We start from the raw sequence: 13,347 nt of genomic DNA on the forward strand, positions 1-13,347 counted from the left end.
AGTGCGTATGCGCTGGTCGATCACATGCGCACCATACCGAATCGCCTTCGGCGCGGATCCGAGCGCGATCAGTGCGGCGGATCGAGTTTCGCGTGCATGAGATAGACGTTGTAGGTATCCCACGCCGAAATGGTGAAGTACAGATCCTCGCTCGTCGACCACGGATGGATGAAGCCGCCGTAGGCCTTCGGATAGTCGTCGGTGGAGACCAGCTGGACACCATCGGTCCAGGCGCCCTGCGGACTCGCCGCGGTGCGCATGACGATCGCACCGCGCGCCGAATCCAGATAGACCATCTGCCACTGTTCGGTGCCTTTGTCGAAGCGCACCGACAGCTCGCTTGCCATACCGAGAACCAAAGGTGTGGCCTGATTTTCGGCCGCAGGGGCCCAGGTCCCACCTACCCAATACTGGTAGGCCGATTTGTTCAGTACCTCGGTCTTCGGCACCCTGGCCAGGCCGATGACGCCGACCCGGCCGTTGGGCGTGCCGAACATATAGACGTAATCGCCCTGCGGCACCATGGCCGTCACCTGGAACCGGCCGACCCCGAAGAAGTTGTCCCACCTGGCGTGCTGATCCTTGACCCAGGTGCGGCCGTTGTCGTCGGAGTAGGCCAGCCCGCCGTAATTGGTCGACCACAGGCCGGGGATGCGGCTCCAGTGGTTCACCGACATATAGCTCATGAACTGGCGCTGCCCGATCGCGAACCCGGAGGTCGGGATGGTGGTCGTCTCCCAGTTCTTGATCTTGCGGCTGGACAGCAGTTCGGTGGCGTGACAACGACTGTCCTGCACCATGGTATCGATGCCGAGGCCGTCGGCGAGGTCGTGGTCGGTGCTGTAGCCGAGCACATTGCTGCGCCAGTCCGGACCGCCGACGCCACCACTTTCCCAGCCCTCGCCGAAGGTGTCGCCGAAGGCCACGGCGACCTCGCCCGGTTTGGTCTCCCACATGATGCCGAGGTCGGTGCCGTCGACCTGCCAGCGCATATCGGTGCGATTCTCCGAACCGTGCCCGGTCACCTGACCGACCAACTCCACCGACTCCACCAGCGGCGCAGCGATGGCGGCGGTCAGTGGTCCGGGTTCGGCCGGATGCACGATCGGCGGCGGCGCGGGTTGCGGTTCGACTCCGTCGGGGCCGGGCACCGGAATCGGAATCGGCTCGATCTCCGGACGGAACTCTATGCGCGGCAGGCGGATCGAGCCGGAACCCGAACTCGATCCCGAGCTCGAACCGGGTCCGGAACCGGAGCTGGACCCGGTGTCGGGCGCACCCTCCGGCTCCGGGTCATCGGCGGGGTCCGGCGGTTTCGGCGTATCCCGAATGTCCGGGCACGGATTGCGGCATGGGTCGGTGGGCAGCGGCTCGGGATCGATCCGGGTGTTGTCCGGCAGCGGATCAGGGACCGGAACCGGCGTGATCTCGGGAACCGGTACCGGGATATCGATCTGCGGGGGCAATGGGGGCAGCGGCGGAGGTGGCGGTGCGTTCGGGTCCGGCGCCCGGTTCAACGGGTCGAATCCGATCTCGCCGCAACTGTTCACCGGCGGCGGCGCCCACGGATGCTGCGCGGCCCGCGCTGCGGGAGTCGGTACGGTCAGCGCACCGGCGAGTAGCACACCGAGGATTACGGGCGCACAGGTCGGCCGAAATCCCATCCGTTGTTGACTTCCTGTCGGTTCGGGTCGATGGGAGATCAACTTACCCGACCGAATCGCGCGCAGGGTGGAACCGGATGGGGCGCAGCCGCGTCCAATCAGATATGAGCGATATCGAGTACGTATTCGGGACCGGTGACGGCACGGTCCACGTCTGGACCAGCCAGACGGACGTGGATATATCCGGGTCGGGCCTCGGCGATGCGGTGGCACTCGATTTCGACGGCGACGGCCTGGTCGATGACGTGCTGTGGGATTCGCACGGCACCGGCATCGCCGATGTGGCCGGGCTGGATCTGGACGACGACGGTGTAGTCGACCATTTCTTCACCGATCCGACCGGCAACGGCACCTGGAATCACCAGATCACCGGCAACCCGGCCGATGCGGACAGTGAACAGCTCGCCTGGATCGAGCGCACCGAGCCGGAGCCGGATCACCTCGCCGCCGACGAATTGGGCGCGGTCTTGTCGAATCACCAAGAGCCGATACAGGATTTGCGCTGGTCGGATCCGCACTCCCCGATCGAACAGGTGGCCGCGCTGCGCGATCACCGCACCTGGTCCGGCGATGAATCCGGCGACCTGACAGCGCCGTTCAACCAGTGACCGGCGAGCGCCGATTGTTCACCGCGATGGCCGCCATTCCCGCGCAATAGATTCCGGCGCCGACGAGCACCACCGCGATCGAGCGCCCATCCGCCGGGATCACCAATGCGGACAGCGCGATCGCCAGTACGAAAGCGATATTGAATACGGTGTCCTGCAATGCGAATACCTGACCACGTCTGGTGTCATCGATATCGATCTGCATGGTCGCATCGCCGGTGAGTTTGATGGTCTGCCCCGCGAGCCCGAACAGGAAGGCCGCGACCAGAAGCAAATGATGCGCCCGATGCGCCGCTGCCCCCGCGGTCGCGATCGCGGTCGGGGTAACCAACGCCAGCTGAACCACTGTCGCGGTCAACAGCCCGAGCACCACAGTGCGCGACCGGCCGAGCCGCGGAATCAATACCGGTGCGACCACCGCCGCCAGCAACATCCCCGCCGCGGTGCAGCCGATGGCCAGCCCGAACCGGGTCAGCCCGGTATTCGCACCGCCACCGTCGACGGGCGCCTGCCGCAGCACCAACACCATGATCAGCGTATTGGCGCCGAATACGATCCGATGCGTGCCGATGCCGACCATCGCGGTGGTGACCTGAACCGCTCCCCAGACCGCGGCCGCACCGTGCCGCAGACCGGTGGCGATCGCGCGCACCGCACTGCCGCGCGCCGCGGCCCCCGGCTCCGGACCGAGCACCCCGGCCCCGAATCCGGCCGCGAATACCGCACCGCAGACCGACCACACGGCACTGATCGCCACCGCGACCGCCGACGCGAAATCACCCGTGCCGATCAGCCCGATGATCGCGACGGCCGCGGCCGCGCCGACACCGGCACATCCGGATGCCACCGTGGCCAGCACCGAATTCGCGGGCACCAGCAAGTGCTGATCGAGCACCCTCGGCAGCGCCGCGGACACGCCCGAGAGCACGAATCTGCTGACCCCGACCACCGCCAGCGCGAGCAACAACAACGGCGTCGCACTACTGCCCGCCAAGAGTCCGACACTCACCGCCGCGATCAGCACCGCCCGCAGCACATTGGCGACCAGCAGCACCGCCCGCCGATCCCAGCGGTCCAGCAGCGCACCGGCATACGGCCCGATCAGCGAATAAGGCAGCAGCAACACCGCGAACGCGGCCGCGATGGCGAGCGGATCGGTCTCCCGTTCCGGGTTGAACAGAATGGCGCCGGACAGCGCCGCCTGGAACATGCCGTCACCGAACTGACCGGTAAAGCGGATCAGCGCCAAACGCAAAACGCCGGGACTCTCGCGCAGCGCCCTCGGTAGCGAAACCGGCCGCTCATCCGCGGGAGTGGAGCCGTCGGGGCGACCAGTAGACACGCCCAGAGGCTACTGCGTTGGATTTGCCGCGCCTCCGGCGCGGCGGGTTCGCGGCCCCCTGATGTCTCGCGTCCGAGCCGTCGAGACTCGCGCCTGCGGCGCATGCGCTTCGACGGCTCGGACGCGAGACGGGCCGCGAACGGTCGCTCGTAAGACTCGCTCCGTTGTGGTTGGTGATGAAGGGGTGTTCGGCACCGGTGCGCGCGCGTGCTGGCTAGTCGTACGACGGATCACACGCAGTCGACCAGCGCGGAGATTGTTTCCCGCATATCCGGTGCCATCGGCAGGTCAGCGAGCGCGGCGGCGTCGATCCAGGCGTAGGCATCGTGTTCGCCCGGGGCCAGCGCGACCTCGCCCGGTTCCACCTCGACCAGGAAGCTGTACTTGCGCACTCGGGGCTTGGTCCTGGTGGCGTAGTCGAAGTCGCCGAGGAATTCGGTGATGGCCCGCACCCGCAGCCCGGTCTCCTCGAACAGTTCCCGCACCACGCATTCGGCCAGGGTTTCCCCGGATTCGACTCCGCCACCGGGCAGTTCGTACGTGCCGCCGCGGTAATCGTCCGGTACGCGGCGCACCACCAGGAGTTTGCGATCACGGAATACCGCGACACCGACGACGAAATCGCTGATCCCATCGCGCTCTGCCGCATCGCGGAGTTGCCGCTCGATGCGTGCGAGCACCTCGGTTCGCATCCGTTCGTCACCTCCGATTCCGTTGTGGCACATGAAGTTACGAATCCGCCGTGCGTGCGTACGGACCCCCGTCGTTCGGTGGCGGGTCGCGCCGACCGCCGATACGACTAACCGGTCGGTACCGCTCGCCTGCCATTCACCCGCACCCGTGAGTGACTCCCTCGCACGTCACTCGCGAAGATCAGCTCGCGTAAAATGCCGAGTGCAGGACAATTTACTAGGAATTCGGAGTACCGCGTCGTAAGTGCTCCTACCCTGAAAGGTGATCGGTGCACGGTCCCGAGAGGAGGACCACGATGTCCACACTCACGACACCACACATCGATGTCCATCGCGGCGGCGATCGCATGAAAACGCGCGTGTCCTGGCTGGATTCGAAGCACTCGTTCTCCTTCGGGGAGCACTACGATCCCGACAACACCCATCACGGACTGCTGCTCGTCAATAACGAAGATATTGTTTCCCCTGGTCAGGGCTTCGAAACCCATCCGCACCGGGATATGGAGATCGTCACCTGGGTGCTCGGCGGCTCGCTGGTGCACCAGGATTCGCTCGGGCACAGCGGCGTCATCTACCCCGGTCTGGCACAGCGGATGAGCGCGGGCACCGGAATTCTGCATTCGGAGAAGAACGACTCCTGGCGCCTGGACCATGGCACCGAACACGACCAGCCGGTCCATTTCGTGCAGATGTGGGTGGTGCCGGACGAGCCGGGCCGGGAGCCCGGATATCAGCAGCTGGAGATCGACGACGAGTTGGCGCACGGCGGCCTGGTGACCGTGGCCTCCGGCCTGCCGCGCTATCGCGATCGAACCGCGATCGCGATCGGCAGCAGCCATTCGGCGATGCATGTGGCGCGGCTGGCGGGCGGCGGGGAAACCGAGCAGGCGATCGACCTACCCGACGCACCGTACCTGCATCTTTTCGTCGCAAGGGGCGAGGTCGAGATGGAGGGCGTCGGTCCGCTGTACTCGGGTGACGCCGTGCGCCTCACCAGATCGGGCGGGCAGCGGGTGACCGCCCACGGCCCCGCGGAAATCTTGATCTGGGAGATGCACGCGCGGCTCGGCTCGACATAGCGCCCTCGGCATCGATGTCAGGGAGTGCGATCAGAAGGCGACCGCAACGCAGGCGAACCGGCTGAGAGGAAGTCCCATGGCGCAATATCCGCCGCCCGGTCAATATCCGCCACCGGGTCAGTACCCACCGCCACCGGGTCAGGGGCAGCCGAACTATTGGCAGGAATCCCCCAAGCGCAAGGGCATGGCGATCACCGCCTTGGTGCTCGGCATCCTCGGTTTCCTGAGCTGCTGGACGCTGATCGGCGGCTATCTGTTCGGCTTCCTCGCGCTGATCTTCGGCATCATCGCGCTGGTCAAGATCCGTTCCGGTAGCGCGGGCGGCTTCGGCATGGCGGTCACCGGATTGATCCTGGGTGTGCTCGCGCTGGTCGCCGCGGTGGTTCTCAGCATTGTCGGCTGGAGGTTCTTCGTCGACTCCGGCGGCAAGGACTTTCTGGATTGCATGCAGAAGGCGGGCAACGATCAGACCAAGCAAAACGAGTGCCGGGACAAGTGGCAGCAGAATATCGAGCAGAGCATCAGCGTGACGATCACTCCACGCCCGAGCCGTTGACAACGCCCTTGATGCCCTCGACCACCGACCGGCCGCCGCTGTGTGCGCAGGTCCGGGTGGCGGCGATGACATCGCCGAGTTCGGGGCGGTAGTCGCCTTCGGGTGGCGCGATCCAGATCCGGTAACCGCTGAGTTCATCGGTCGGCGATGGCAGCACGATCCGGGTGCCCGGCAGCACCACCGAGGCGCAGACCCGGAACAACTCCGGGAAGAGCGTCATATCCAGGTACGAGTTGTCGGTCGGCCCGGTCAGGAAGGACCACCGGCGCGAGCGCGGATGCGCGATGATCGGGCCGGTTCGCCCGTAGCTGGCCAGGAGGTGGGCGCGCACCCGCTTGCCGAGCTCGGCGGGCATGACCACCGCGCCGACCGCGCCGACTTCCAACAGAATTCGCCCGAGTGCCGGATCGACGACACCGTACAGACCGTTGTCCTTGCGATAGCGGCGACAGCGCGCCAAGGCGTCCTGGACCGCCGCGAAGTCCTGGGCTGCCAGGTAGCTACCCGATTCGATTCGCGACGTACTCATGAGGAACCTCGCCTCGACTCTGAGTTGATCGACGTAAAACCAATGTTTGTCGCTGGAATCGACACTAGACCCGCGCAAGTACCCTGACAATAGTCACGCGCCGAGTAAATTTCCGGCGTACGATCTCGGGCCATGGCGCCTGTTTCCCCGACCGTTGCTCGCTGGGAGCTGGTGCTGCGCCTGCGCGAATTGCGCGAACAACGCGGCTTCGATTCGGCCACCTTCGCCAAACGAGTCGGCTTCACCCCCGCCAATTGGTCGCACGTCGAGAAGGGGCGACGGGTGCTAACCACGAACACCATCGGCCCGGTGCTCGAACTGCTAGAGGTGGATGCCGAGGAACGCGGGGAGTTGCTGACGCTGCTCGAGGCGAGTAAACAGCGCGGCTGGTGGACCAAATCGTCGGCCCTGATCGGTCCGGAACTGCAGCGGCTCTACGGCATGGAGTACGGCGCGCAGAGCATTCGCAGCTACGACAGTTTGGTCTTTCCGGGTCTGCTGCAATCCGAGGATTACGCGCGGGCGCTGATCAGTGCCGATGTGATGATCCGGCCGGTTCAGGTCGAGCAACTGGTAGCCATTCGAATGCGGCGCCAGGAGCGGTTGCGAGGCAAGTCGCCGGTCGAGCTGACCGCGGTCATCGGCGAGGGCACACTGCTGCAGCAGACCGGTGGGCCGGAGGTGCTGCGCGGACAGCTGGAATATCTGGCGAAGACGATCGAACAGCTCGACAATATCGAGGTGCGGGTCATCCCGTTCGCGGCGCGGGCGGGCGCGGTGCTCGGCGGGTCCAGTTTCCACCTGATCGACTTCGCCGGTGAACAGCTGCCGACCTTCGCGTGGGCCGAGAGCGCGGTCTTCGGCGGCGCGGTCGACGACCCGGAACAGGTGCGCGATTTGAGCTTCGCTTACGTTCGCGCACTGGAACAATCGTTGAATCGTGCAGCATCATTGGCCCTGATCAGCAGGTATGCACGAGTGTAAAATCCTGCCCATGGCCACCACCGCTACCTTCCGGTCGGTTTTCACTGACTGGTTCACGTCGAGTCGATCGAACAACGGCAATCAATGTGTCGAGGTCCGGTTCGATGGTGACGCGGTGCTCATCCGTGACAGCAAATACCGCCGCAACCCGGCCAACCGCCCCGCTGAAGAGCCCGTCATCACCGTCACCGCGAGCCTTTGGACCTCGTTCATCAACCTTCTCAACAGCGGCCTATCGCACAACGAGCTGATCGCACAGACCAGCGCCGATGGCAGCGCCACCCTGCGCCACGGCGATATCACCCTCTACTACACCCCCGAAGAGTGGGATGCGTTCATCGCCGGCGCGCGCGACGGCGAATTCGATCGCATCATCCTGCCCGCCTGACCGTGCCACCCCGGCCGTGCCGCGGCCGGGGCCAACCTCGGCGACGGCAGCCTTCGCCCCATCTCTGCATACTGGACATCGTGACTTCCGATCTGAGCAGTCCCTCCGGTATCGATCTGTCCCACCTGGACCACGCCGTACGCGTGCAGGACGACCTGTTCGCCCATGTCAACGGCGGGTGGCTGGATACCTATGAGATACCGGCGGATCGTGCGGTCGACGGCGCCTTCCGGGCGCTGTACGACCAGGCGGAGCTGGATGTGCAGACGATCATCCAGCAGGCCGCGGATTCGGCGGCGGAGCACGGCAGCGACGCGCGCAAGATCGGCGATCTGTACTCGAGCTTCATGGACACCGAGACGGTGGCCTCGCTCGGGCTCGCGCCCATCGCGGGGGAACTCACCGAGATCCACGAGGTCGCCGATCGCAGTGCCTTGGCCGCGCTACTGGGTCGCCTGCAGCGCACCGGTGTCGGCGGCGCGCTCGCCTTCTACGTCGACACCGACGATAAGGACTCCAACCGGTATCTGGTGCACGCCACCCAGTCCGGGATCGGACTGCCCGACGAGTCCTATTACCGGCAGGACGAATTCGCCGAGATCCGGGACCGATATGTCGAGCACATCGGTCGGATGTTCGCACTGGCCGCCGCCGAACCGCAGATCGCCGCGCTGCTGCCCGCCGACCTCACGACGGTCGGCCAACGGATCTTCGAATTGGAGCGCAAGCTCGCGGCCGGGCACTGGGATGTGGTGCGCCGCCGCGATGCCGAGTTGAGCTACAACCTCACCACCTATGATGCGCTGGTTGCCGAGCATCCGGAATTCGATTGGCACGCCTGGACTTCCGCGCTCGCCGAGGGTATCTCGAAGTCCGGACCCGAACTGTTCGCCGAAGTGGTTGTGCGCCAGCCGGATTACGTGCGCACCTTCGCCCAGACCTGGGCGGACGAGCCGCTCGCCGACTGGCAGGCGTGGGCGATCTGGCGGCTGTTGCGTTCGCGGGCGGCCTATCTCACCGATCCGATCGTCGAAGAGAATTTCGACTTCTACGGCCGCACCCTCACCGGGGCGCAGGAGAATCGGGAGCGCTGGAAGCGCGGTGTTTCGCTGGTGCAGGATCTGCTCGGTGAGGCGGTCGGCAAATTGTATGTCGCCGAGCACTTTCCGCCGGAGGCCAAGGCGCGGATGGTCGAACTGGTCGCCAATCTGCAGGAGGCCTACCGCCGCAATATCGCCGAGCTGGACTGGATGGGTCCGGATACCAGGGCGGCCGCGTTGGCCAAACTGGAGAAGTTCAACCCCAAGATCGGCTATCCGGACAAGTGGCGCGACTACTCCGCCATTGTCATCGTCCCGTCCGATCTGGTCGGCAACTACCGTCGCGGCTATGCCGCCGAACACGATCGCGATCTGAACAAGCTCGGTGGCCCGGTCGATCGCGGCGAATGGTTCATGACACCGCAGACGGTGAACGCCTACTACAACCCGGGCATGAACGAAATAGTCTTCCCCGCGGCCATTCTGCAACCGCCGTTCTTCGATATGCACGCCGACGACGCCGCGAACTACGGCGGCATCGGTGCGGTGATCGGCCACGAGATCGGCCACGGTTTCGACGATCAGGGCGCCAAATACGACGGCGACGGCAATATGGTCGACTGGTGGACCGATGCCGATCGCGCCGAATTCGGCAAGCGCACAAAGGCTTTGATCGATCAGTACAACGTACTCTCGCCCAAGGCGCTGTCCGACGACCACACCGTCAACGGCGAATTCACCATCGGCGAGAACATCGGCGATCTCGGCGGGCTGTCCATCGCCTTGGCTGCCTACCGGATTTCGCTCAAAGGTGCGGAGCCACCGGTCATCGACGGTCTGACCGGTCTACAGCGCGTCTTCTACGGCTGGGCACAGGTCTGGCGGGCCAAGGCCCGCAATGAGGAGGCCATCCGCCGCCTGGCCACCGACCCGCACTCGCCGCCGGAGTTCCGCTGCAATGCGGTGGTTCGCAATATCGACAGCTTCCACGAGGCCTTCGATGTGAAGCCGGGTGATGAGCTGTATCTGGAACCCGAGCAGCGCGTCAAGATCTGGTGAGCCCGCGGCCGGACCGAGGACGCCGAGCGGTCAGCGCAGGCGTTCCTCGGTTACGCCGTCGAAGAAGAAGATCTCGTCGAGCTTCGGGCGCAGGCGCAGGCGATCGCCGAGTGCCACCTGGAAGCGGCGGTCCACCCGGGCCACCACCTTGCCGGAGCGGCTATTCCATTCATCGGTGACGCCGTGGCTGTAGATGAAGGATTCGGCGCCGAGTTCCTCTAGCAGTTCGGCGGCCACGGCGAGGCTGTTATCGGTCTCGGTGGTGGTTTCCCAGGATTCCGGACGGATGCCGACGACGATCCGATCACTGGTTGCGGTGCGGGGCAAGGGGATTCGCAGGTCGCCGAGGACCGCCGCGCCGTCGCGAACCGGGGCATCGAGCAGGTTCATACCCGGTGAGCCGATGAAGCCAGCTACGAAGGTATTGACCGGATCGTCGTAGAGCTCACGGGGTTTGGCGATCTGCTGGAGTTTCCCTTCGCGCAGCACCGCTACCCGATCGCCCATGGTCATGGCCTCGACCTGGTCGTGGGTGACATAGACGGTGGTGGTGCCGAGCCGCTTCTGCAGCGCGGCGATCTGCGAGCGGGTGCTCACCCGCAATTTCGCATCCAGGTTGGACAGCGGTTCGTCCATGCAGAAGACCTGGGGTCGGCGCACGATGGCGCGACCCATTGCGACGCGCTGGCGTTGTCCGCCGGAAAGTTTCGCCGGTTTGCGGTCGAGCAGGTGCTCCAGCTCGAGCATCTTCGCCGCCTCTTGGACCCGAACCGCGGTGTCCGCCTTGTTCATTCCGGCATTGCGCAACGCGAAACCCATATTCTGCGCGACGGTCATATTCGGATAGAGCGCGTAGCTCTGGAATACCATGGCCACATCGCGAGCGCGCGGCGGCAGTCCGGTGACGTCCTTACCGCCGATCAGGATGCGACCGGTCGCAACGGATTCCAATCCCGCCAGCATCCGCAGACTGGTCGATTTGCCGCAACCCGATGGGCCGACGAGGACGATGAATTCCCCGTCGGCGATATCGAGTTCCAGATTGTCGACGGCGGGCGTCGGCGCACCGGGATACAGATGCGTCACCCCGTCGAAGTGCACTGTCGCCACGGCGTCGATCTCCCTCTTCGTCGGTACTACTTGGGCAGCTTCGGCGTGATCTGCCGGTCGATAATGGCCTGCAGCTGGTTCGCCACATTGGCGAAAGCCGTTGCCGGGTCGGAATTCTGCAGACCGATCTGCTCCAGCCCGGTGCCGATGATCTGGTCGCCGCCGGGCACGAATACCCGTGCGTAATCCTGTGATTTGGTCACGGCGAGCTGCTCGATGGCGACCTTCGAATTCGGATTCTTCGCCAGGAAGTCGACCTCGCTCGGATCGGTGACCGCCGACTTGCGCACCGGCATATATCCGGTGCCCTGCGAGAAGTACGCGGTATTCGCGGCATTGGTGATGAACTCGATGAATTTCAGCGCGTTCACCTTCCGCTGGTCCGAGATCCGCGACGGAATCGCCAGTCCGGCGCCGCCGGTGGTGACGCCGGGACCATTGGGATGGGGTAGGAATGCGGTGCCGAATTCCAATTTGCCCTCGGCGTTCTTCTGGATGCCCTTCAGATCGCCGGTGGAGGCGATGGTGGAGGCGATGACACCGGTGCCGAAGTCGACCGCGATCTGCGGTTTGATGCCCGCGTACTTCTTGGTGTGGATCATGTCGCGCAGGAATTGGCCCGCCGCAATGGTTTTGGGGTCGGTGAACCGCAGCGTCCACTGATCGGAGTAGGCGCCGCCGAAGGTCCAGTTCGGGCCCTGGAAGGTCCAGGCCAGGTAGTTCTTGGCATCACCCCAGCCGTGCGCGAGCTTGCCGTCGCCGACCACGGATTGGATCTTCGGCCCCCATTCGTCGAACTCCTGCCAGCTCTGCGGACCGCGGTCGGGCAGACCGGCCTTCGACCACACGTCCCTGTTGTAGTAGAACAGCGGCGTCGAGCGCGAGTACGGCAGTGCGTAGTGCTTACCGTTGAAGACGTAGTCGGCGGCCAGCGAATCGACATAGTCGTCGAGCCGCACTCCGGCGTCGGCGAAGTGCGAATCGAGCGGTTCGATGGTGCCGTTGAGCGCGTAGTTGAACCACCAGACATCCGACAGCACAACGACATCGGGCAGCTCACCGCCGGATAGTGCCGCATTGAACTTCTGCGACACCTCCTCGTAGTTCTTACCCGCGTCGACCAGATTGACCTTCAGCTCCGGATACTTCGCCTGGAACCGGTTGATCAGCTCGGCCTCGAGTTCCTTCGAGGTGCCAGGGTGATTCGACCAGAAGGTGATGGTGTTCGCGTCGCCGGACTGCTTGCCGCCGCCACCGCTGCCCGCACATGCGGTCAGTGCGGTACCCGCCGCGAGCGCACCGGCCAGGCCGATGAATCCGCGCCGCGACAGTGCCGGGAATTGTGCAGTGGACACTGATTTCTCCTTCTCAACCCTTGACCGCACCGGAGGTGAGGCCCTTGATCATGTGGCGCTGTAGCAGCAGGAAGACGATGAGGATCGGCAGCATGGTCAGCAGCGTCCCCGCCATCACCGGTCCCCAGTTGGTCACGCTCGGATTCTCGGTGTTCTGCAGCAGGGTCAGACCGACCGGCAGCGTGGCGACCCTGGTGTCGTCGGCCATCAGGAACGGCCAGAGGTATTCGTTCCACTCGTTGACCAGCGTGACCACCGCGAAGGCCACCATCGTCGGTCCGGACATCGGCAACACCACCCGGGTGAGCAGTCGCCACCAGTTGGCGCCGTCCATCCGGGCCGCCTCGATCACCTCCGAGGGCAGCGAGAGGAAGTGATTGCGCATCAGGAAGGTGCCGAAGGCGACCCCGCAGAGCGGAATGATGATGCCCTGGAAGGTATTTCGCCAGCCCAACTGGGCGATCAGCGCGTAGTTGGAGATCACCGTGATCTGGTTGGGCACCATCAGCGCCGCGATGATCACCAGGAAGACCAGCGTCTTGCCCGGAAATCGCAGGAACACCAGGCCGTACGCGCTGAATACTCCGAGCACGAACTTCACCAGCGCGACGATCCCGGTGATGATCAGCGAATTGCGCAGGAAGGTCCAGAACGGCAGCGTGGTGGTGGCGTCGGCGTAGTTCGCCGGATGCCAGCTGTGCGGCCAGTACACCGCGGGCTGGGTGTAGATATCCGGGCGTGCCTTGAACGAGGTGATGAAGATCCAGAACAGCGGAACACCGATGATGATCAGCACGCACACCATCGCGCCGTAGCCGAGCACCGTCACCGCGCGCTGGCGGCGGCGATACGAAAGAGTCTCTATGCTGTTTCCATGGCGGCCTTCGCGGGTCGCTACGTGGTTACCCATGCTGTCTCCTTCGCGCCCGTCGCTGCGGCCG

General features: G+C 64.9%; 13 protein-coding genes. 6 read left to right on the forward strand and 7 right to left on the reverse strand.

Annotated elements, in window-relative coordinates; translation table 11 throughout:
* Positions 1–68 precede the first annotated feature (68 nt).
* The gene (locus tag NA5_RS02730) at positions 69–1,664 is read right to left on the reverse strand and encodes a DUF4185 domain-containing protein (protein WP_062981535.1); all 1,596 of its coding nucleotides are present in this window, start codon (positions 1,662–1,664) and stop codon (positions 69–71) included.
* A 77-nt stretch (positions 1,665–1,741) separates the two neighbouring features.
* Here NA5_RS02730 and NA5_RS02735 point away from each other — a divergent pair, with 77 nt between their 5' ends.
* Positions 1,742–2,272: a hypothetical protein gene (locus tag NA5_RS02735; protein WP_157110195.1), complete on the forward strand. Its 531-nt coding sequence runs from the start codon at positions 1,742–1,744 to the stop codon at positions 2,270–2,272.
* On the opposite strand, the gene NA5_RS02740 is transcribed toward NA5_RS02735, so the two are convergent.
* On the reverse strand, positions 2,262–3,614 hold the full coding sequence (locus NA5_RS02740) for an MFS transporter (RefSeq protein ID WP_371856365.1): 1,353 nt from the start codon (positions 3,612–3,614) through the stop codon (positions 2,262–2,264). The genes NA5_RS02735 and NA5_RS02740 overlap by 11 nt on opposite strands.
* Positions 3,615–3,844: 230 nt before the next feature.
* Complete coding sequence (locus NA5_RS02745; RefSeq protein ID WP_062981735.1) at positions 3,845–4,306, reverse strand: NUDIX hydrolase; 462 nt, start codon at positions 4,304–4,306, stop codon at positions 3,845–3,847.
* Between the two features lie 296 nt (positions 4,307–4,602).
* On the opposite strand from NA5_RS02745, the gene NA5_RS02750 reads away from it, so the two are divergent.
* Both NA5_RS02750 and NA5_RS02755 read left to right on the forward strand, forming a co-directional pair.
* Positions 4,603–5,385 (forward strand): pirin family protein, encoded by a 783-nt coding sequence (locus NA5_RS02750; RefSeq protein ID WP_062981539.1) that lies wholly within the window; start codon positions 4,603–4,605, stop codon positions 5,383–5,385.
* A 76-nt stretch (positions 5,386–5,461) separates the two neighbouring features.
* A complete protein-coding gene (locus tag NA5_RS02755) occupies positions 5,462–5,941 on the forward strand; it encodes a DUF4190 domain-containing protein (protein ID WP_062981541.1) in 480 nt (159 codons plus the stop codon).
* Here NA5_RS02755 and NA5_RS02760 read toward each other — a convergent pair.
* A complete protein-coding gene (locus NA5_RS02760; RefSeq protein ID WP_062981543.1) occupies positions 5,919–6,470 on the reverse strand; it encodes a hypothetical protein in 552 nt (183 codons plus the stop codon). The two genes, NA5_RS02755 and NA5_RS02760, sit on opposite strands and share 23 nt — an antisense overlap.
* A gap of 132 nt (positions 6,471–6,602) precedes the next feature.
* Between NA5_RS02760 and NA5_RS02765 the strand changes: the two genes are divergently transcribed.
* The 3 genes from NA5_RS02765 (at position 6,603) to NA5_RS02775 (ending at position 9,941) form a co-directional block, all read left to right on the forward strand.
* Complete coding sequence (locus NA5_RS02765; protein WP_062981545.1) at positions 6,603–7,454, forward strand: Scr1 family TA system antitoxin-like transcriptional regulator; 852 nt, start codon at positions 6,603–6,605, stop codon at positions 7,452–7,454.
* A 10-nt stretch (positions 7,455–7,464) separates the two neighbouring features.
* Complete coding sequence (locus NA5_RS02770; protein ID WP_062981547.1) at positions 7,465–7,842, forward strand: DUF397 domain-containing protein; 378 nt, start codon at positions 7,465–7,467, stop codon at positions 7,840–7,842.
* 80 nt (positions 7,843–7,922) lie between these two features.
* Positions 7,923–9,941, forward strand: a complete 2,019-nt coding sequence (locus NA5_RS02775) for a M13 family metallopeptidase (protein WP_174555187.1) — start codon at positions 7,923–7,925, stop codon at positions 9,939–9,941.
* 30 nt (positions 9,942–9,971) lie between these two features.
* Here NA5_RS02775 and NA5_RS02780 read toward each other — a convergent pair whose 3' ends face one another.
* Genes NA5_RS02780 through NA5_RS02790 form a run of 3 tightly spaced genes read right to left on the reverse strand, consistent with a single transcriptional unit; the run spans position 9,972 to position 13,316 of the window.
* The gene (locus NA5_RS02780) at positions 9,972–11,051 is read right to left on the reverse strand and encodes an ABC transporter ATP-binding protein (protein ID WP_062981549.1); all 1,080 of its coding nucleotides are present in this window, start codon (positions 11,049–11,051) and stop codon (positions 9,972–9,974) included.
* 26 nt (positions 11,052–11,077) lie between these two features.
* Positions 11,078–12,406: an ABC transporter substrate-binding protein gene (locus NA5_RS02785; protein WP_084483842.1), complete on the reverse strand. Its 1,329-nt coding sequence runs from the start codon at positions 12,404–12,406 to the stop codon at positions 11,078–11,080.
* A 13-nt stretch (positions 12,407–12,419) separates the two neighbouring features.
* The gene (locus tag NA5_RS02790; RefSeq protein WP_157110196.1) at positions 12,420–13,316 is read right to left on the reverse strand and encodes a carbohydrate ABC transporter permease; all 897 of its coding nucleotides are present in this window, start codon (positions 13,314–13,316) and stop codon (positions 12,420–12,422) included.
* Positions 13,317–13,347: the final 31 nt, after the last annotated feature.

This window comes from Nocardia anaemiae NBRC 100462, assembly GCF_001612725.1.
In the GTDB taxonomy this organism is placed as follows: domain Bacteria; phylum Actinomycetota; class Actinomycetes; order Mycobacteriales; family Mycobacteriaceae; genus Nocardia; species Nocardia anaemiae.